Origin of the sequence: Nocardioides guangzhouensis, assembly GCF_004519545.1 — a bacterium.
Taxonomy (GTDB): domain Bacteria; phylum Actinomycetota; class Actinomycetes; order Propionibacteriales; family Nocardioidaceae; genus Nocardioides; species Nocardioides guangzhouensis.
This window is the reverse complement of record NZ_SDKM01000018.1, coordinates 54,209-73,085: the sequence shown is the minus strand read 5'-3', so window position 1 is coordinate 73,085 and position 18,877 is coordinate 54,209. Positions and strand designations below refer to the sequence as shown.

The following is an 18,877-nucleotide window of genomic DNA, read 5'->3' as shown; positions in this document are numbered from 1 at the left end:
GACGTCAGATGCGGGCCGAGGCGAGGCTCGGCGCTCGGGAGACCAGGAAGGTGCGGCGGGTGTAGAAGAACCAGGTCACCGTCAGGCACACCACGTAGAAGCTGGTGAAGGCCACGAACGCGCCGGTCACCGCGCCGGCCGGGTCGTCGATCCACGGCGCCCCGAACGTGAGCGGGATCAGGAAGCCGCCCAGGGCGCCGATCGCGCCGGCGATCCCGATGACCGCGCTGGACTCCTTGGTCGCGCGGCCCAGCGCGGCGTCGTACTCCGGCGTCCCGGGCGTGGCCGTGCGCTTCGCCTGGCTCTGGAAGATCAGCGGGATCATCCGGTACGTCGACCCGTTGCCGATGCCGGTGGCGGCGAACACGAACAGGAACGCGGCGAGGAACCACGGGAAGAGGGCCGCGTTGTCCTGTGCGATCGCCGGGTCCTGACCGGGGTTCGGGGTCAGTCGGCTCAGGGTGGCGAGCACCGCGAGGGTGCCGACGATCATCGCGGCGAAGGTCCAGAAGGTGACCCGGGACCCGCCGTACCGGTCGGCCAGCCAGCCGCCGAACGGCCGCGCGACGGACCCGACCAGGGCGCCGAGGAACGCGTAGTAGGCGAAGTTGATGCCGGTGCCGAGCGGCTCCGGCTCGGGCACCCAGAAGTTCAGCTTGATCAGCAGCGGCATGGCGGCGGAGTAGCCGATGAACGAGCCGAACGTGCCGATGTAGAGGAACGACATCACCCAGGTGTGCTTGTACCGGAGCACGGCGAGCTGCTCGCGCGGCGAGGACTTGGCAGTGGTCAGGTTGTTCATGAAGAGAAAGGCGCCGGCAGCGGCGAGCAGCGCCAGCCCGGCGTACAGGTAGCCGGCACGCTGCAGCGCCAGCCCGTCCTCGCTGGCCTTCACCAGGCCGAAGATCCCGGCCGCGCCGACCACGACCGGCAGGAACAGCTGGATGACCGCGACGCCGAGGTTGCCGCCGGCGGCGTTGAGGCCGAGCGCGGTGCCCTTGCGGGCAGCGGGGTAGAAGAAGTTGATGTTCGCCATCGACGAGGCGAAGTTGCCGCCGCCGACACCGGCGGTCGCGGCGATCACCACGAACACCCAGTACGGCGTCTCCGGCCGCTGCACTGCCCACGCGAACAGCAGCGTGGGCATCAGCAGCATCAGGGCGCTCACCACGGTCCAGTTGCGGCCACCGAACTTCGGCACCGCGAACGTGTAGGGCAGCCGGATCAGCGACCCGACCAGGTTCGGCACCGCCACCAGCAGGAACAGCTGCTGCGGGGTGAAGTCGAAGCCGACCTTGAGCAGCATGGCCGCGCTGACGCTCCACAGCAGCCAGACGGAGAAGCCGAGGTGCTCGGCGAAGATCGACCAGAGCAGGTTCCGGCGGGCCACCCGGCGGCCGCCGGCCTCCCAGAACGCCGGGTCCTCGGGGCGCCAGTCGTCGATCCAGGTGCCGCCGCGGGCGGTCGCGCCGGTCGGCGGGGCCGGGGCGGTCGGGGTCTCGGTCGCGGTCACGGGTCCTCCTCGGGAACGGGTTGCCGAGGAACCTAGGAACCGCGCGTTTCGGAGGATCGCGCGTTTGTTTCACGCAGGTGTCAACTTGTGCTCACGACCTCACAGCGGCCGCCGAGCACCGGGAACGACGAGGACCCCCGGGCCGTGCCCGGGGGTCCTCGATGTCGTCAGATGTGGTGCCTCAGGAGGCGAGCACCTCGTCGAGCAGGGCCTCGGCCTTGTCCTCGTTGGTGTGCTCGGCCAACGCCAGCTCGGAGACGAGGATCTGGCGGGCCTTCGCCAGCATCCGCTTCTCGCCGGCCGACAGGCCACGGTCACGCTCCCGGCGCCACAGGTCGCGGACGACCTCGGCCACCTTCATCACATCTCCCGAGTGGAGCTTCTCCAGGTTCGCCTTGTAGCGGCGCGACCAGTTGGTCGGCTCCTCGACGTGCGCAGCCCGCAGGACGTCGAAGACACGGTCGAGACCGTCCTTGTCGACGACGTCACGCACACCCACGAGATCGAGATTGCAGGCAGGGACCCGGACGACCAGGTCCTGCTGGGCGACGATGCGGAGAACCAGGTACTGCCTGTCCTCTCCCTTGATGGTGCGGGTCTCGATGTCCTCGATGACCGCTGCTCCGTGATTTGGGTAAACAACCGTTTCGCCGACGGTGAATGTCATGTGCCAAGTACCCCTTCCTAGGTGACTAGTCTAACACGCCCGGACGGGTGGTCCCGCCACGTTTGCGCAGGTCAGGGGCCACTTCAGGGCTTGACAGAACGGGCACTTGCGTGCTGCAACAGGACGGAAAGGCCGGGTTCCGGGGCCATCGGATGGTCCGGACCGGACGACATGACTAGTCCATCTGGTCGATACTGGGCACCGTGTCGCCGACCATCGACGAGCCCGCGCAGGCGCGGGCACAGCGTCCTCGCGCCCGGTCCGGGAAGGACCCGCACCGCCCCCGCGCCGAGCGGGGACTCGACGTACGCCGGTCGTGGCCGGTGGCACTGTTGCGTGCCGGGCACCTCCGGCAGGCGCTGCTGCTCACGCTGGTCATGGGCACGGCCGCCGCGCTGACCGGGCGCAGCCTTCCGGAGGTCGGGCTGGTGGCGGCCACGATCCTGGTCGGGCAGTTGCTGGTCGGCTGGCACAACGACGTCGTCGACGCCGCCCGGGACCGGTCCCACGCCCGCGACGACAAGCCGATCGCGCTGGGGATCCTCGACAAGGGGACGGCCACGTTCGCGATGGCGTTGGCGTTGCTGCTCGTCGTACCCCTCTCCGTCGCGAACGGGCTCGAGGCGGCCGGCGCGCACGGCGGGTTCCTGCTGCTGGCGCTGCTGACCAACGCCGGCGTGCTGCGCCGTACCGCCTTCTCGTTCCTGCCCTGGGCGGCAGGCTTCGCGCTGCTCCCCGCGTTCCTGTCGTACGGCGGCTACGCGGGCGAGGGCGCCGGCGGCCCGCCCACGACCGAGGTGACGGTGCTGGCCGCGCTGCTCGGGATCGGGGTGCACGTGCTGCGCTCGCTGCCGGGCCTGGTCGACGACAACAAGGACGGGTGGCGCACCTTCCCGCTGCGGGTCGCGCTGCACACCGGCGCCCCGCGCCTGCTGGTGATCGGGGGCCTGTGGACCGCCGCCGTGAGCGCCGGGATCGTGGTCGCGGCCCTGAGGGTCGGGCTGGTCCGGTGAACGCTAGGCTGTGACCCGCACCTTGCCGCTGCGCCCCGGAGGACCGGGCCGCCGACGACAACCGAAGGCCCACAGATGCTGACTCGCTCGAGGATCACCCGCGTGACCGCGGCCGGCGTGCTCGTGCTCGCCACCACCGCCCTGTCCGCGTGCGGTTTCAACTACGCGACCGACAAGGTCTACACGCCGGCCGAGGGCGTCAACCAGCGCGACAGCCGCGTCGACGTGCTCAACGCCGTCATCGTGGCCACCGAGGACGGCAAGGGCACGTTCGTCGCCAGCCTGGTCAACAACGAGGTCCCGACGGTCGAGAACGGTCAGGTCTCCGACAACGACGACTCCCTGACCGGGCTCACGGGCGTCGACGGCTCCACGGTGACCGCCGACCTGTCGGCCCCGGTGGACATCCCCAGCGCCAGCCTCGTGAAGCTCGCCGACGGCAACGGCATCCCGGTCGAGGGCGACAGCATCAAGCTCGGCCACTTCGTGACCGTGCAGCTCACGTTCTCCAACGCCGACCCGGTCACGATGACCATCCCTGTGGTCGCCAACGCGGGCGACTTCGCCGACCAGGACGGCAGCTCCCTGACCCCCACCGAGATCCCGTCGGGGTACGAGCCCGGCAACGGCACGGTCGGCGAGGGCGAGGAGTGACGGCATGACCCACACGCTCGTCCTGCTCCGCCACGGCGAGAGCGAGTGGAACGCCAAGAACCTCTTCACCGGCTGGGTCGACGTCGACCTGACCGACAAGGGCCGGGCCGAGGCGGTCGAGGGCGGTCGACAGCTGGTCGAGGCCGGTCTGCTGCCCGACGTCGTCCACACCTCGCTGCAGCGTCGCGCGATCACCACCGCGCACCTCGCGCTCGACGCGGCCGACCGGCACTGGATCCCGGTACGCCGGTCCTGGCGGCTCAACGAGCGGCACTACGGCGCGCTCCAGGGCAAGGACAAGAAGCAGACGCTCGAGCAGTATGGCGAGGAGCAGTTCATGCTCTGGCGCCGCTCGTTCGACGTACCCCCGCCGCCGCTGGCCGACGACGACGAGTTCAGCCAGGTGGGCGACCCCCGCTACGCCGACCTCGGCGACGAGATGCCGCGCACCGAGTGCCTCAAGGACGTCATCGCCCGCTTCCTGCCCTACTGGCAGTCCGACATCGTGCCGGACCTCCAGGACGGCCACCTGGTCCTGGTCGCCGCGCACGGCAACAGCCTGCGGGCGCTGGTCAAGCACCTCGACGGGATCAGCGACGCCGACATCGCCGGGCTCAACATCCCGACCGGCATGCCCCTGGTCTACCGCCTCGACGAGGAGATGAAGCCGACCGTCCCCGGTGGCGAGTACCTCGACCCCGAGGCGGCCGCCGCGGCCGCTGCCGCGGTCGCCAACCAGGGCCGCTGACCCTCACCGCCGGTCGGCCGCTGGTCGACGAGCGAGCCCCAGCGAGCGTCTCGAAGCCAGCGCGACGAGCGGCCAACCATTGCGGCCCGAGCGGCCAGGAGTTGCGCGTCGGGCGGCCGGGGGGTGCGCGACCCGGCCGCCCGACGCGCAAGAACGGGCGCCGCCGGGCAGGGTCAGGCGTCGGTGCTGGCCAGCTCGCCGGTGACGACGTAGTGGACCCGGTCCGCCACGGAGACCGCGTGGTCGGCGATCCGCTCGTAGTAGCGACCGAGGAGCGCCAGGTCGACGGCAGGCTCGATGCCGTGCGTCCAGTTGGCGCCGAGCAGCTCGCGGAAGGACTTGCGGCGCAGCTGGTCCATCTTCTCGTCGACCTCGTGCAGGTCCGCGGCGGCCGCGACGTCACGGTCGGCGATGATGTCGGCGACCTTGCCGGTCATCAGCTCGGCCACCATGGCCATCTTGCGGATGGTCGGCTCGACGTCCTCCGGGACCGCCCGCTCGGGCACGCGGAGCCGGGCGATCTTGGCGACGTGCACCGCCAGGTCTCCCATGCGCTCGAGGTCGCTGACCATGCGCAGGGCGGCCACCAGCGTCCGCAGGTCGCCTGCCACCGGCTGCTGCAGGGAGAGCAGGCTGAAGGTCTGGTCCTCGACCCGCTCGCGGGCGAGGTCGATCTTGACGTCGTTGCTGATCACCTGCTCGGCGATCTCCGCACTGCCCTCGAGCAGGGCTTCGGTGGCCTGGGCCACCGCCTCCTGCACCTGCCGGGCGATGCCGGAGAGGTCGATGAAGATGGAGTCGAGCTGGTCGTGGAAAGCCTCGCGCATAGGACTGACTCTAGGCGCCCCAGGTGACGGGCAGGCGAAGTCCGGTGAACGAGGAATGAACAGTGGGCAGCGCGGCGGTCCGTGGGCGAACTCGCCGTGAAACCCTGCGTACGATCGGGGCGTGACGACGACGCAGGCACTGCTGTTTGCGCTGCTCGGAGCCGTCCTCGCCGGTGGCGTCTTCCTGGCGTGGTACGTCAGCGAGAGGCAGCAGCAGCGGATCGAGGCCGCTGACGCTCCCGCCGTACCCCCCGAGGTGGGGGCCGTGCTGTCGGTGCTCCGCTCCAGTGCCGTCATCGTGGACGAGGAGGACGTGGTCCTCAAGGCCTCCGCGCCGGCGTTCGCCCTCGGGCTGGTGCGCAACAACGAGATGGTCGACCAGGAGCTGGCCGACCTGGTCCGCTCCGTACGCCGCGACGGGCAGATCCGCGAGACCGAGCTGGTCATCGGCCGTACGCCGACGTCCCCGCCACGGCACGTCACCGCACGCGTGGCGCCCCTCGGCAGCCGCCTGGTGCTCGCGCTGGTCGAGGACCGCACCCGCGAACGCCGGGTCGAGGCGATCCGCCGTGACTTCGTCGCCAACGTCAGCCACGAGCTGAAGACCCCGGTCGGCGCGATCCGGCTGCTGGCCGACGCCGTCCAGGACGCGAGCGGCGACCCCGAGGCGGTCGAGCGCTTCGCCGGCCGGATGATCACCGAGAGCGAGCGGCTGACCCGGCTGGTGCAGCAGATCATCGAGCTGTCCCGCCTCCAGTCCGACGACCCGCTCGACGAGCCGGTGCCGGTCTCGCTCGACGACGCCGTGGCGACCGCGGTCGACACCACCGCCATCGACGCGCAGGCGCGCGGGATCTCGGTGGTCGCCTCCGGCGAGAAGGGCCTCAAGGTGCTCGGCAACCGGGAGCAGGTGACGGTCGCGATCAGCAACCTCGTGGCCAACGCAGTGAACTACTCCCCCGACCGGTCGTCGGTGCTGGTGGCCACCCGGGCAGCCGACGACGACATGGTCGAGATCTCCGTGACGGACCAGGGCATCGGCATCCCCTCCGGCGAGATCGACCGCATCTTCGAGCGGTTCTACCGGGTGGACCCCGCCCGGCACCGCTCCACCGGTGGCACCGGGCTCGGCCTGTCCATCGTCAAGCACGTCGCAGCCACCCACGGCGGAGACATCCGCGTGTGGTCCGTCGAGGGGCAGGGATCCACCTTCACCCTGACCCTCCCCCGCAAGAACCAGGAGGGAAGCCCGTGACGCGGGTACTCGTCGTCGAGGATGAAGAGAGCTACTCCGACGCGCTGGCCTACATGCTGCGCAAGGAGGGGTTCGAGGTGGCGGTCGCGAACACCGGACCGGACGCGCTGACGGAGTTCGGGCGCAACGGTGCCGACATCGTGCTGCTCGACCTGATGCTCCCCGGCCTCCCGGGCACCGAGGTCTGCCGCCAGATCCGGCAGACCTCGTCGGTGCCGGTGATCATGGTCAGCGCGAAGGACGACGAGGTCGACAAGGTCGTCGGCCTCGAGCTCGGCGCCGACGACTACGTCACCAAGCCCTACTCCCCGCGCGAGCTGGTGGCCCGGATCCGTGCGGTGCTGCGCCGCGGCCAGGAGCCCGAGCAGGCGCCGCCCACGCTGGAGGCCGGGCCGGTCCGGATGGACGTCGAGCGGCACGTGGTCACCGTGGACGGCACCGAGCAGCGGCTCCCGCTCAAGGAGTTCGAGCTGCTCGAGATGTTCCTGCGCAACCCCGGCCGGGTGCTCACCCGCGGGCAGCTGATCGACCGGGTCTGGGGGACCGACTACGTCGGCGACACCAAGACCCTCGACGTGCACGTGAAGCGACTGCGGGCGAAGCTGGAACCGGACCCGGGCGAGCCGAAGTACCTCGTCACCGTGCGTGGGCTCGGCTACAAGCTCGACCTGTGACGGCCGCAGCTGCAGGATTCCCCGGTTGACCGGGGGATCCGTCACTCGACGGGCAGTGCAACGCCCGACATGCGACAGAACTGCCTGTCCGGTGTGACGGATGTGGCTGGCCGGATGTCGCGCATCGACGTCTGAAAACCGCGTGTCCGGTGTCAGTGGTGGTACCTACGCTGGTCCGGTGAGTACGACGACCCCTCGCGCCTGGCTGCCCGTGGCCGCGGTCAGCTGCACGCTGGTGTTCTGGGCCTCCGCGTTCGTCGCGATCCGGCACCTCGGCCACGACTTCTCCCCGGGAGCGCTGTCGCTGGGCCGGCTCGTGGTGGGGTCGCTGTGCCTCGGGGTGGTCGCGCTCGGCCGGGGCGTCCCGCGGCCGTCGAAGGGCGACTGGGTCTCGCTGGTGGCGATCGGGATCCTCTGGTTCGGGGTCTACAACGTCGCGCTCAACGAGGGCGAGCGCCGGGTCGACGCCGGCACCGCCGCGATGCTGATCCAGGTCTCGCCGGTGCTGATCGCGCTGCTGGCGGCGGTCTTCCTCGGCGAGCGGTTCACCGTCCACCTCGGCGTCGGGCTGGCCCTGGCGTTCAGCGGCGTCGCGGTGATCGCGCTCTCCACCTCCCCCGGCGGCGATCGTGACGTGCTCGGTGTCGCGCTGTGCCTGCTGTCGGCCGCGGTCTACTCGGTCAGCCTGATCCTGCAGAAGCCGCTGGTCGGCCGGCTGGCCGCGGTGCACGTCACCTGGCTGGCCTGCACCATCGGCGCGATCGTGTGCCTGCCGTTCGCGGGACAACTGGTGTCCGAGGCGGCCGACGCACCGGCGGCCTCGATCTGGTGGCTGGTCTACCTCGGGGTGTTCCCGACGGCGATCGCGTTCACGACGTACGCCTATGCCCTGCGGCACATGACCGCCGGCAACCTGGGCGTCACGACGTACCTCGTCCCCCCGATCACGATCGTGATGGGCGTGGTCTTCCTGAGCGAGGCACCGCCCACGATGGCGTACGCCGGGGGCGCGCTCGCGCTGGTCGGCGTCGCGGTCGCGCGCCGCAAGCCACGCAGCGCGTCGAAGAAGGTCGCGGCGGCGCCCGAGGCTGCCATGCTGAAGAGGTGACCGCGCTCGCCGCTCTCCTCATCGGCCTCGTCGCCGCGCTGCACGTCGGCTTCCTGATCCTCGAGATGTTCCTCTGGACGCGTCCCGCTGGACGGCAGGTCTTCCGCCTCGAGCCGGCGTTCGCGGAGGAGACGAAGGTGCTGGCCGCGAACCAGGGGCTCTACAACGGGTTCCTCGCCGCCGGCCTGATGTGGGGCCTCTTCGCCGACAAGACCGACGTCCAGGTGTTCTTCCTCGCCTGCGTGGTCGTGGCCGGCGTGTTCGGCGCGGCCACGGTCAACCGGCGCATCCTCGTCGTGCAGGCGGTGCCGGCGGTGCTGGCGCTGCTCGCAGTGCTTGCGGCGGCCTGACGCTCACCCGTCGCGCTGTGCGTCCTCGGCCTCCAGCCAGCCGCGGAACGCCTCGAGGTTGGCGGTCGACTCGCCGCGCGCGTTGCGCCACGCCCACTCCTTGCGGATCGAGGACGCGAAGCCGAGCTCGAGGATGGTGTTGAACGACTCGTCGGCGGTGGCCAGCACGGTGCCGAGGATCCGGTCGAGGTCCGCGATCGCGGCGTCGAGCGGTAGCCGGGCGTCGAGGTAGATGTCGCCGGTGGCGTCGACCGCGAACGCCACCGCGTACAGCCGGAGGTTCTTCTCCAGCAGCCAGCGGTAGACCGCCTCGTGGTTCTCGTCGGGGTTGCGGCAGACGAACGCGTGCACGCCCAGCGCGTGGTTGCCGACGTCGACGCGGACCGGGGTCTGCAGCTTGCGCTCGCCCGGCAGCGCGAACGAGAAGACGCCAGCGGTGCCCTCGTCGTAGGCGACGTCGTTCTCGGTCAGCCAGGCACGGACCGTCTCCGCTGCTGCGGACCCGGTGTCCGCGGCATCAGCCACCGACCGTCACCTCGTCGCGCATCATCTCCACGGCACGACGGTAGGCGTCGAGCGTGCGGTCCGCGGTGCGCTCCCACGAGAACTGGCGGGCCTGCTCCAGCGCGCCGGCGGACAGCGCGTCGCGATAGCCGGGGTCGTCGATCACCTGGCGCAGCGCGTGCGCCCAGTCGCGCGGCTCGTGGGTGTCGACCAGCAGCCCGGAGTGGCCGTTGCGGACCACGGTGGGCAGGCCACCGACCGCGGCGGCGACGACCGGGGTACCGGTGGCCTGGGCCTCGACGGCGACCAGCCCGAACGACTCGTTGTACGACGGCACGGCCACCAGCGTCGCGGCCCGGCACCACTCGGCGAGCTCGGCCTGGTCGACCGGCGGCACGAACTGGACCACGCCGTCCAGCCCGAGGTCGTCGGCGAGGTCGGCCAGCGCCTCGGGGTGCTCGAGGCCGGAGCCGGAGGGGCCGCCCACGACCGGCACCACGAGACGGTCACGCAGTGACGGGTCCTCGTGCAGCAGCACGGCCACGGCCTTGAGCAGCACGTCGGGGGCCTTCAGCGGCTGGATCCGGCCGGCGAACAGCAGGACGTCGGCGTCGACCGGCAGCCCGAGGCGCCGGCGCGCGTCCTTGCGGGGGCCGGGCGTGAACAGGCCGAGGTCGACGCCGGGGTGGACGACGTCCACGCGGGCCGGCTCGGCGTCGTACAGGTCGATCAGCTGGCGGGCCTCGTCGTCGGTGTTGGCGATGAGCATGTCGGCGGCCTCGACCACCTGCTCCTCGCCGATCAGCCGGGCGCTCGGCTCGGGGGTGTCACCCTCGGCGAGCGCGGCGTTCTTGACCTTGGCCATGGTGTGCATGGAGTGGACCAGCGGCACCCCCCAGCGGTCACGGGCCAGCGCGCCGACCTGGCCGGAGAGCCAGTAGTGGGAGTGGATCGCGTCGTAGTGGCCCGGCAGGTGCATGGCCTCGGCGCGCATGACCTCACGGGCGAAGGTGCACAGTTGCCCGGGCAGCTCGCCCTTGGTGAGGCCCTCGAACGGGCCCGCGTGCACGTGGCGCACCAGCACGTTGTCGGAGGCCTCGACGATGGGCGGGAGCGACGAGGAGGTGGCGCGCGTGAAGATGTCGACGCCGATGTCACGGCGCGCCAGCTGCTTGGCGAGCTCGATCACGTAGACGTTCATGCCGCCGGCGTCCCCGGTGCCCGGTTGGTCGAGGGGGGAGGTGTGCAGGCTGATCATCGCGATGCGACCCATACGTGCGTCGTACCTCCGTTGCCGGTGCGTCATTCGTCCGAGAGTGCACAACCACGCACGCCCCGATCTCATTCCACCGCCCCTGCGTTACCTCCCCCACACCCCGTCGTTGAGTTGCGCCTCGCTGGGGGTTGAGTCGCGCCCCGCTAGGGGCTGGGTGGCGCCTCGCTGGGGGTCGAGTCGCGCCTCGCAGGAGACACCAGCCAGAGAGGCGCAACTCAACGGTCAGGGAGGCGCGACTCAACGGGCGAGGCGGGCCCGGAGGCCCTCGGCGAGGTGCCAGCCGACGACCCCGATGCCCAGGCCGAGCAGGGTGGCCAGCCAGGGGTGGGAGTACTCGAAGTAGGGGTAGACCTGCCAGTGCAGCAGGTAGATCCACATCGAGGCGGCGGCGAGCACGCCGACGGTACGGGCGGCGAGGGCGGGGAGGCGGACCGCGGGCATCCAGACCAGCACCAGCAGTCCGGCGACGACCATCCCCTCGCGGGCGGGGTCCTCGAAGAAGCCCGGGACGGTGGCGGCGGCGACCAGCGAGAGCAGCAGCCGGTGCCGGCGGCGGGTGGCCTCGGCGGCCGCCCAGCCGAGCGCGAACAGCCAGAGGACGACGTGGGCTCGGTGCCGGTTGTCGCCGTCGAACGGCTCGACCAGCTCGTAGCGGGTCAGCAGCCCGGCCACGCAGAGCGCGAACGGGAGCCAGAACGGTGCCCGGCGGGCCCACCCGTCGACGCGGGGTACGGCGAGCAGCGCGGCCGCGGCCAGCATCAGCACCAGCGCGGTCTCGATGAACCAGTAGTGCCAGGCCGGCTCCGCCCACGAGTCCGGCCCGACCAGCCCGTTGAGCAGCAGCGCCTGTCGCCACCCCAGCCCGGGTGTCCACAGCGAGACCAGGCCGATCACCGCGATCGAGGGTACGGCGATGCGCGCGGCCGCCCGGAGCACGTGGCGGGTCCGCTGCCGCCGCTCCGTGCGGAGGTGGAACCGCGCGAAGTTGAACCCGAGCACCGCCAGCAGGACGTGCGCGCCGCCGGCCAGGGTGAACAGGTTGGCGTGGGTGCCGACGATCGCGACGATGCCGAGCGCGCGGAGCAGCACGCTGCCCTCGACCCGGCGTCCGCGGCGCGGTCCGGCGCCGGTCAGCGTCCCGAGTGGTCGGGTCGGCCAGTCCGACGGGAGGGTGCCGAGCACGGCCTCCAGGCTCAGCGAGACCTCGACGTAGGACAGCGAGTCACCGCCGAGGCCGACGAAGGTGTCGTCGGCGGTGGCGTCGGGGTGGCGCAGCAGCCCGCCGACCAGGCCGACGACGTCGACGCCGGCCGGGTCGGCCGACCGCACCGGCTCCGGGGCGTCGGCCAGCGCGCGCACCGCGCGGTAGTCGGTCTTGCCGGTCGGTAGGCGGGGCAGCTCGTCGGGCGTGACCAGGCGGACGCCGCTCGGCGGCAGCCCGGTCTCGGCCTCGACGACCGCCGCCACCGCGGACGCGTCCACGGGCTTCGCCCCCCGGCACACCGCGAGCACCAGCCGGTCGCCGCCGTCGGCGGCGGCAGCGACCACGCCCCGAGCGGCCAGCCGGGTCTCGACGTGGTCGAGGTCGACCCGCAGCCCGAAGACCTTGGCGACCCGGCTCCGGCGGCCGACGATCTCGAACAGCCCGTCCTCGCGCTGCCGCCCGACGTCGCCGGTGCGCAGCGCGGTCACGGTCCGGCCGAGGGCCAGGTCGGCCGGGGACTCGGCGTACCCGAGCATCACGTTGGGGCCGTGGTAGACGAGCTCGCCGACCTCCGGCTCGGACGGACCGGCCAGCGGGCGCTCCGGCAGCGGCTCGACCGTGAACGACCCGCCGGGGACCGGGATCCCGATGGTCTCGGGTGCGTCCTCGGCCAGCAGCGGCGGCAGGAAGGCCATCCGGGCGGTCGCCTCGGTCTGTCCGTACATGACGTACAGCTCCCAGCCGCGCTCGCGCCCGAGCCGGGCATGACGGCGTACGTCGTCGGGAGCGAGCCGGCCCCCGGCCTGGGTGACGTAGCGCAGGTGCGGGAGGTCGAGGCTGCCGAACCCGACCCGGTCCAGCAGCTCGAAGGTGTAGGGGACGCCCGCCATCGACGTGATCCGCTGCTCGCGGGCCTGCTCCCAGAACCCGTCCTCGACCACGGAGGCCTCGGTGAGCAGCAGCCGACCGCCGGCCAGCAGGTGGCTGTGCACGACCGACAGGCCGTAGCAGTAGTGCATCGGCAGCACGGTCGGCGCGACGTCGTCGACGGTGATCGCGAGGTAGTCCACGATCGCGCGGGCGTTGGCGAGGAGGTTCGCGTGCGAGAGCCGGACCAGCTTCGGGGAGCCGGTGGTCCCCGAGGTCGACAGCAGCAGCGCCAGGTCGGGGTGCAGGTCGGTGGCGGGTGCGTCGCGGTGCTCGGCCAGGCCGGCCTCGAGGCTCCAGCTGACGTCGGGGTCGTACGCCGCCGCGAGCGCCGGCGCGGCACCGGGTGCGGTCAGCAGCACCGGGCAGCCCGCCTCGAGCGCCCCGAGGTAGGCCACCAGCGCGTCGGCGTGGTTGGCGCCCTCGACCAGTACCAGCCGGCGCGTGGTGCCGAGACGGGCGGCAGCGTCGCGCACCCGGCCGGCCAGCGCGGAGTAGGAAAGGCCCGGCCCGGCGCCGCTGCCGACCAGGGCGACCCGGTCACCGAAGCCGGCGAGGTGGCCGGCCACCCGTCCCGCCAGGCGCGTCCGGTCGCCGGCCGGCGGCAGCGAGGTCCGCAGGCCCGGGCGCGCGGTGAGCGAGAGCGGGCGGGGCACGGTTGCACTTTATTAGGTAAGGCTTACCTTCGGCAAAGTTGCCCGGCTCACGGCCCGATCCCCGGACGGCTGACGGCCGCCGGACCTAGGCTGGAGCCGTGGGCATGCTCATCTACGACGGCGACTGCGGCTTCTGCCAGTGGAGCCTCGGCTGGGCGCTGCGGTTGGGGGTCACCTGCGAGCACCGCCCCGCCCACGCGGTCGACCTCGCGGCGTACGACCTGACCTTCGACGACGTCATCGAGGCCGCCTGGTTCGTCGAGGGTGACCGGCGCCTGCGTGGGCACGAGGCGATCGCGGCCACGCTGCGGACCTCCCGGCACGCCCCGGTCCGCTGGCTCGGTGCGTTCGTCGGCAGCCGGGCGGCCCGGCCGCTCGCCGTACCGGTCTACGCGTGGGTGGCCCGCAACCGGCACCGGCTCCCCGGCGCCAGCGACGCCTGCGGCCTGCCGCCCCGCGACGCCGCCTGACCCAACCGAACCAGGGTGAGTCGGCACAGGATGTGCCGGGTCAGCGGGCGTGGGTGCCGACGTGGCGTGGCGGCTTCTCGGCGCGCGGGAGCCGGAACGCAACGATCGCGAACACCACGATCGCGACCGCCCCCAGGGCCAGGTTGACCGTCGTCTCGTCGGCCGCGGAGTGCAGCGTCGTGAGCACGGCGGCGAACAGCCCGACCGACCCGGCCCCCACGATCAGCTGCAGCCAGATCGGCGCATGAGGCACCGAGGCGAGCCCCGCGAGCAGGGCCGTGATCCCCAGCAACCCGAGTCCGATCCAGTAGAGGATGTCCTGGTCCACGAAGTACTGGACCACCCAGCAGGCACCACCCAGGATCGCGGTGGCGCAGGCAAGCGCACGCATCTTCAACCCCTCACCGGTCAACGAGACCACCCGAGTCTGCCGTCACTGACCCGTCCGGCACAATCACTCGACATGGGAACGCAGCGCACTGCCGTGGTGACCGGGGCCTCCAGCGGGATCGGGGCGGCCACCGCCCGGGCGCTCGCGGCCGAAGGGTTCCGGGTGGTCTGCGCCGCACGCCGCGCGGACCGGGTGGCCGAGCTGGCCGCGGAGATCGACGGCCTCGCGGTCACCTGCGACGTCACCGACGCCACCTCGGTCGCCGGGCTCGCCGAGGCCGCCGGCCCGGTCGTGCACGTGCTGGTCAACAACGCCGGCGGCGCGTTCGGCTCCGACCCGGTCGAGAAGGCCGACCCCGAGCAGTGGCGCGCGATGTACGACGTCAACGTGCTCGGCACCCTTCACGTCACCCAGGCCCTGCTCCCGGCGCTCCGCGCCAGCGGAGACGCGTTGATCGTCAACATGGGCTCCACCGCCGGGCGGATCGCCTACGAGGGCGGCGGCGGCTACACCGCGGCGAAGCACGGCACCCAGGTGCTGACCGAGACCCTGCGGCTCGAGCTGGTCGGCGAGCCGATCCGGATCTCCGAGATCGCACCGGGCATGGTGCGCACCGACGAGTTCGCGATGGTGCGGTTCGCGGGAGACCGGGAGAAGGCTGACGCCGTGTACGCCGGCGTACCCGACCCGCTGCTGGCCGAGGACGTCGCCGACGCCGTCGCGTGGGTCGCGACCCGGCCCAGCCACGTGAACATCGACGAGCTGGTGATCCGGCCGCGCGCCCAGGCCGCGCAGCACAAGGTCCACCGGGTGAACTGAGCCGGGCACGACCACGGTTGCCAGTGGCAGACTGCCGACGTGGAGACCATCGGACTGATCGGCGGCATGAGCTGGGAGAGCAGCGCCGTCTACTACCGCGACCTCAACCTCGGCGTGCAGCAGCGGCTGGGCGGACTGTCCTCGCCCAAGCTCGTGCTGAGCACCGTCGACTTCGCCGAGGTCACCCACCTCGAGGACGAGGAGCGCTGGCAGCAGATCGGCGAGCTGCTCGCCGAGGCCGCCCGGGGGGTCGAGCGCGCCGGCGCCGACTTCCTGATGCTCTGCACCACCACGTTCCACAAGGTCGCCGACCAGGTGGAGGCAGCGGTCGGGATCCCGCTGGTCCACCTCGGCGACGTGGTCGCCCGGGCCTGCGTGGCGCAGGGCGTGACCACGGTCGGCTTCATCGGCACCAAGGTCGCGATGGAGGACGCGTTCTTCACCGAGCGGCTCGCCACCCACGGCGTGAAGACGGTCGTGCCCGCCGCCGAGCACCACGAGTGGCTCAACTCTGCGATCTACGAGGAGCTCGTGCACGGGCACGTGCTGCCGCGCACCCGCAGCCGGGTGGTCGAGATCATCGACGAGCTGTGGGACGCCGGCGTCGGCGGCGTGCTGCTCGGTTGCACCGAGCTCGAGCTGCTGGTGAAGCAGCCGGACGTCGACATCCCCGTCTTCCCGTGCACGACGCTGCACGTCGCCGCCGCGCTGGACCGCGCGCTGGCCTGATCCGACCCTCGCCCCGGCCGGTCCGTCGAGATGCTCAGGGGCGGTACGTCGCCATGATCATGCCCGTCGACGTTGAGGAGCTGTCGACGAGCCTCCGCTCCGTGGTGTCGTCGCCGGGACCTCCCACCGCGTTCCAGTGGCCGAGCATCTCCTCGTAGCTCCGCCGGCCGAACAGCCAGCAGAACTCAGGTCCCATCCGCTCGCCGAGGGCGGTGCCGATGGCTGGATCGGCCGCTGCCTGCTGAGCCCACCACCGCGCCGGAACCCGTGGCGGGTGTCCTCGTCGGGACGTCCCGGCCCCTGCAGGACGCCGTCGAGGGTGAGGTGGTTGACGACCACGACGCGCAGGGGTGCTCCCTTCCGGTCGGCTCCGGTCAGCGCTCGTCGGCGAGCACGAGCTCGGCCAGCCGGCGGAGGTCGTCGGGGAGGTCGCTGCCGACCACGCGGACCGAGCGTTCACCGACCCGGATGTCGTAGACGAAGGCGTCGGGGTGCATGCGACCGCCGGCGACGGCGGCCAGGTCGACCCGGTCGAGCAGGCCGCGCACCTCGGCGACCCGAGGGTCGTCGCCCGCCAGGTCGAGGGTGCCGGTCACCGTGCGGCCGGCGAAACCGCCGGAGCGGCGTACCTCGACGACGTCGGCGCCGACCGGCACCGGGGCCGGACCGGGGCCGGCCCCCGGGCCGCCGAGGACACCGACGGTCTCCCACGCGGCCCGGATCGCGTCGGCGTGCTCCCCGGCCGCGGCCACCGTGGCGTCGGCGAACCCGGTGAAGTCGACGTCGGGGGCGACGCTGCCCAGCGCGGCGTACCAGATCCGGCCGGCCCCCTCCGCCGACGAACCGCCGATCGCGGTGGCAGCGAGGTGGAAGGCGCGGTTGGGGATGCCGGAGTTGATGTGCACGCCGCCGTTGTCGTCGGTGGTGTCGACGTAGCCGGACATGTCGGCGGGCTGCGGGTCCTTGCCCAGCGCCGGGTCGTCGTACGCCGTGCCCGGAGCACTCATCGAGCGCAGCGCCTGCCCGTGGACGGACGGGAGGAACAGCCCGGCGCCGATCAGCCAGTCACCCTGGTCGGCGGTCTGGCCGAGCACACGCTGCTTGAGGCAGGCCGCGAACACGTCGGAGACCGACTCGTTGAGCGCCCCCGACTGGCCCTCGTAGACCAGCCCGGCGGTGTGCTCGGTGACGGCGTGCGTGAACTCGTGGCCCAGCACGTCGACGGGCCTGGTGAACCGGTCGAAGATGCGACCGTCGCCGTCGCCGAACACCAGCTGTGAGCCGTCCCAGAAGGCGTTGTCGTAGTCCTGCTCGTAGTGCACGGTGGCCGACACGTGCGCGCCGCGGCCGTCGTAGGAGTCGCGGCCGTAGATCTCGCGGAACATCGCCAGCGAGCCGGCTACGCCGTCCCAGGCCTCGTCGACCGCGACGTCACCGGACGCCTCGGCGTCGTCGGCGGTGCGGACCGGGGTGCCCGGCAGGGTGGCGGCGTTGCCCGCGGTGTGGACGGTCCAGGCAGGACCGGACAGCGCCTCCTCGCCCTCGGCCACCCGCCAGTCGGCCGACGACGCCCGGGCGGCCCGGAACGACTCGTCGATGCGCAGCGTGCGCCCGCAGCAGTCGGCGGCGTACGGGTCGACGGCGACCCCCAGGCCGACGGAGGAGGCGACCTGGCGGAGGAGGTACGGCGGGACGAAGCAGTGCAGCGGGATCCGAGACATGCCCCCGGGCAACCCCAGCCCAGCGACGGACGCCACGGTCCGGCCCCCTCGGACCCGTCAGCCCTGCGGGGCCCGGTCCGGTGGGAACCCGCCGGTCGCGATCGGGCCCCAGTCGTCGACGGTGATCCTGATCAGCGACTTGCCCTGGCGCCGCATCGCCTGGCGGTACTCCTCCCAGTCGGGGTGCTCGCCCGAGATGCAGCGGAAGTACTCCACCAGACCGTCCTCGGCCGCCTTGTCGGGCATGTCGAGGACCTCGGCGGTCCCGTGCACCTGCACGTAGGGGCCGCTCCACTCGTCGGAGTGCACCAGCACGGACGTCGCCGGGTTGCGACGGAGGTTCACGGCCTTGGCGCGGTCGGGGTACGTCGAGACCACGAGGTGGCCGTCCGCGTCGACGCCACCGGTGACCGGCGAGAGCTGCGGTCGTCCGTCCCGGCGCATCGTCATCAGCGTGAACCGGTGGCGGTCGCGCACGAAGTCGAGGAGCGCCTCGCGGTCGACCCGGGTGGTGGTGGCGATGGTGACCATGCCCCCCACCCTAGGCGGCGGGGGGAACCGGTCAGGTGGCCTCGGCGTACCGCGCGAGCAGGCCGTTCCACCCGCCGTCGGAGTCGAAGGTGACGCGCATCTCCGCCGCGCCGTCGCCGAACGCCTCGAGGTTGCGGTGCTCCAGCTCGACCCGGGTGGTGCCCTCGTCCACGACGACGAACCGCACCTCGACCTCGGTCTCGAGGTCGGCGGCGTACTCCCACTGGGTGTCAAGCTGCCAGGTGAGCACCACCCGCTCCGGCGGCTCCCAGACCAGCACCCGGCCCCACGGGCACGTCGTGCCGCCGCTGCCCACCTCCAGCCAGCGACCGCCGACGTGCGGCTCGACGACGACGTCGGCCAGGTCCTCCTCGCCGATGCTGTGGGCGGGGTTCCACCACGAGCCCATGCGGCGCACGAACACGTCGAACGCCTTCTCCTGCGGGGCCGCGACGACCACCTCGCGGCGTACGGGGACGATCGTCATGACTCCTCCACGGCGGTCTTGAAGTCGGCCAGGGCGCGCGCCCAGAACCGGTCGAGGTAGTCCCGGACCGCGGCCAGGCCGGCCGGGTCCAGGTGGTAGAGCCGCCGCGTGCCCTCGGCCCGCACCCGGACCAGCCCGGCCTCGGTGAGCACCCGGAGGTGCTGCGAGACGGCGGGCCGGCTCACCGGCAGGAGCGCGGCGAGCTCGCCGACGGGCGTCGGGCCCTCGGCGAGCAGCTCGAAGATGGCGCGGCGGGTCGGGTCGCCGAGCGCCGCCAGCCCATCCTGGTAAGTCTGCACTTACCGTAAGTTACTACTTACGGAGTACGCCGACAAGGGGCTGCCGCGTTTCGG

22 protein-coding genes are annotated in these 18,877 nt (G+C 72.2%); 10 read left to right on the top strand and 12 right to left on the bottom strand.

What is annotated here, in order from left to right:
• Window positions 1-4: 4 nt before the first annotated feature.
• Window positions 5-1,513 carry an MFS transporter gene (locus EKO23_RS13420; RefSeq protein ID WP_134718104.1) on the bottom strand — a complete coding sequence of 503 codons (1,509 nt, stop codon included), beginning with the start codon at window positions 1,511-1,513 and terminating at the stop codon, window positions 5-7.
• A gap of 181 nt (window positions 1,514-1,694) precedes the next feature.
• Entirely contained in the window at window positions 1,695-2,180 is a 486-nt protein-coding gene (locus EKO23_RS13415; protein ID WP_134718102.1) for a CarD family transcriptional regulator, read from the bottom strand.
• A gap of 203 nt (window positions 2,181-2,383) precedes the next feature.
• On the opposite strand from EKO23_RS13415, the gene EKO23_RS13410 reads away from it, so the two are divergent.
• The 3 genes from EKO23_RS13410 to EKO23_RS13400 all read left to right on the top strand — a co-directional run bounded on the left by EKO23_RS13410 (window position 2,384) and on the right by EKO23_RS13400 (window position 4,595).
• Window positions 2,384-3,193, top strand: a complete 810-nt coding sequence (locus EKO23_RS13410) for a UbiA prenyltransferase family protein (protein WP_134718100.1) — start codon at window positions 2,384-2,386, stop codon at window positions 3,191-3,193.
• 102 nt (window positions 3,194-3,295) lie between these two features.
• Window positions 3,296-3,847: a hypothetical protein gene (locus EKO23_RS13405; protein ID WP_134718098.1), complete on the top strand. Its 552-nt coding sequence runs from the start codon at window positions 3,296-3,298 to the stop codon at window positions 3,845-3,847.
• A gap of 4 nt (window positions 3,848-3,851) precedes the next feature.
• The gene (locus EKO23_RS13400; protein WP_134718096.1) at window positions 3,852-4,595 is read left to right on the top strand and encodes a phosphoglyceromutase; all 744 of its coding nucleotides are present in this window, start codon (window positions 3,852-3,854) and stop codon (window positions 4,593-4,595) included.
• A 173-nt stretch (window positions 4,596-4,768) separates the two neighbouring features.
• Here the strand turns inward: EKO23_RS13400 and phoU are convergent, their stop codons facing one another.
• Window positions 4,769-5,422 (bottom strand): phosphate signaling complex protein PhoU, encoded by a 654-nt coding sequence (gene phoU, locus EKO23_RS13395; RefSeq protein WP_134718094.1) that lies wholly within the window; start codon window positions 5,420-5,422, stop codon window positions 4,769-4,771.
• Between the two features lie 121 nt (window positions 5,423-5,543).
• On the opposite strand from phoU, the gene EKO23_RS13390 reads away from it, so the two are divergent.
• The 4 genes from EKO23_RS13390 to EKO23_RS13375 all read left to right on the top strand — a co-directional run bounded on the left by EKO23_RS13390 (window position 5,544) and on the right by EKO23_RS13375 (window position 8,809).
• Window positions 5,544-6,677, top strand: a complete 1,134-nt coding sequence (locus EKO23_RS13390) for a sensor histidine kinase (RefSeq protein ID WP_134718092.1) — start codon at window positions 5,544-5,546, stop codon at window positions 6,675-6,677.
• A complete protein-coding gene (locus EKO23_RS13385; protein WP_134718089.1) occupies window positions 6,674-7,351 on the top strand; it encodes a response regulator transcription factor in 678 nt (225 codons plus the stop codon). The genes EKO23_RS13390 and EKO23_RS13385 overlap by 4 nt, the downstream gene beginning before the upstream one ends.
• A gap of 178 nt (window positions 7,352-7,529) precedes the next feature.
• Window positions 7,530-8,459, top strand: a complete 930-nt coding sequence (locus EKO23_RS13380; RefSeq protein ID WP_246051070.1) for a DMT family transporter — start codon at window positions 7,530-7,532, stop codon at window positions 8,457-8,459.
• Entirely contained in the window at window positions 8,456-8,809 is a 354-nt protein-coding gene (locus EKO23_RS13375; RefSeq protein ID WP_134718085.1) for a DUF1304 domain-containing protein, read from the top strand. Before EKO23_RS13380 ends, EKO23_RS13375 begins: the two co-directional genes overlap by 4 nt.
• Window positions 8,810-8,812: 3 nt before the next feature.
• Here the strand turns inward: EKO23_RS13375 and EKO23_RS13370 are convergent, their stop codons facing one another.
• The 3 genes from EKO23_RS13370 to EKO23_RS13360 all read right to left on the bottom strand — a co-directional run bounded on the left by EKO23_RS13370 (window position 8,813) and on the right by EKO23_RS13360 (window position 13,376).
• Entirely contained in the window at window positions 8,813-9,334 is a 522-nt protein-coding gene (locus EKO23_RS13370) for a type III secretion system chaperone family protein (protein ID WP_134718083.1), read from the bottom strand.
• Entirely contained in the window at window positions 9,327-10,586 is a 1,260-nt protein-coding gene (mshA, locus tag EKO23_RS13365; RefSeq protein WP_134718081.1) for a D-inositol-3-phosphate glycosyltransferase, read from the bottom strand. The genes EKO23_RS13370 and mshA overlap by 8 nt, the downstream gene beginning before the upstream one ends.
• A 240-nt stretch (window positions 10,587-10,826) precedes the next feature.
• The gene (locus EKO23_RS13360; protein ID WP_134718079.1) at window positions 10,827-13,376 is read right to left on the bottom strand and encodes an AMP-binding protein; all 2,550 of its coding nucleotides are present in this window, start codon (window positions 13,374-13,376) and stop codon (window positions 10,827-10,829) included.
• A 104-nt stretch (window positions 13,377-13,480) separates the two neighbouring features.
• Between EKO23_RS13360 and EKO23_RS13355 the strand changes: the two genes are divergently transcribed.
• Window positions 13,481-13,846, top strand: coding sequence for a thiol-disulfide oxidoreductase DCC family protein (locus EKO23_RS13355; protein WP_246051074.1), 366 nt, complete (start codon window positions 13,481-13,483; stop codon window positions 13,844-13,846).
• A 40-nt stretch (window positions 13,847-13,886) separates the two neighbouring features.
• On the opposite strand, the gene EKO23_RS13350 is transcribed toward EKO23_RS13355, so the two are convergent.
• Window positions 13,887-14,237, bottom strand: coding sequence for a hypothetical protein (locus EKO23_RS13350; protein ID WP_134718075.1), 351 nt, complete (start codon window positions 14,235-14,237; stop codon window positions 13,887-13,889).
• Between the two features lie 72 nt (window positions 14,238-14,309).
• Between EKO23_RS13350 and EKO23_RS13345 the strand changes: the two genes are divergently transcribed.
• Window positions 14,310-15,056 carry an SDR family NAD(P)-dependent oxidoreductase gene (locus EKO23_RS13345; RefSeq protein ID WP_134718073.1) on the top strand — a complete coding sequence of 249 codons (747 nt, stop codon included), beginning with the start codon at window positions 14,310-14,312 and terminating at the stop codon, window positions 15,054-15,056.
• Between the two features lie 39 nt (window positions 15,057-15,095).
• Window positions 15,096-15,785 carry an aspartate/glutamate racemase family protein gene (locus EKO23_RS13340; protein WP_134718071.1) on the top strand — a complete coding sequence of 230 codons (690 nt, stop codon included), beginning with the start codon at window positions 15,096-15,098 and terminating at the stop codon, window positions 15,783-15,785.
• Between the two features lie 34 nt (window positions 15,786-15,819).
• Here the strand turns inward: EKO23_RS13340 and EKO23_RS25840 are convergent, their stop codons facing one another.
• The 5 genes from EKO23_RS25840 to EKO23_RS13315 form a co-directional block, all read right to left on the bottom strand.
• Complete coding sequence (locus tag EKO23_RS25840; protein ID WP_217702614.1) at window positions 15,820-15,981, bottom strand: hypothetical protein; 162 nt, start codon at window positions 15,979-15,981, stop codon at window positions 15,820-15,822.
• A gap of 178 nt (window positions 15,982-16,159) precedes the next feature.
• Entirely contained in the window at window positions 16,160-17,506 is a 1,347-nt protein-coding gene (locus tag EKO23_RS13330) for a protealysin inhibitor emfourin (protein WP_134718069.1), read from the bottom strand.
• Window positions 17,507-17,563: 57 nt separating this feature from the next.
• Window positions 17,564-18,037, bottom strand: coding sequence for a PPOX class F420-dependent oxidoreductase (locus tag EKO23_RS13325; protein WP_134718067.1), 474 nt, complete (start codon window positions 18,035-18,037; stop codon window positions 17,564-17,566).
• Between the two features lie 31 nt (window positions 18,038-18,068).
• A complete protein-coding gene (locus tag EKO23_RS13320) occupies window positions 18,069-18,524 on the bottom strand; it encodes an SRPBCC family protein (RefSeq protein ID WP_134718065.1) in 456 nt (151 codons plus the stop codon).
• Window positions 18,521-18,823, bottom strand: coding sequence for an ArsR/SmtB family transcription factor (locus tag EKO23_RS13315; RefSeq protein WP_134718063.1), 303 nt, complete (start codon window positions 18,821-18,823; stop codon window positions 18,521-18,523). Before EKO23_RS13315 ends, EKO23_RS13320 begins: the two co-directional genes overlap by 4 nt.
• Window positions 18,824-18,877: the final 54 nt, after the last annotated feature.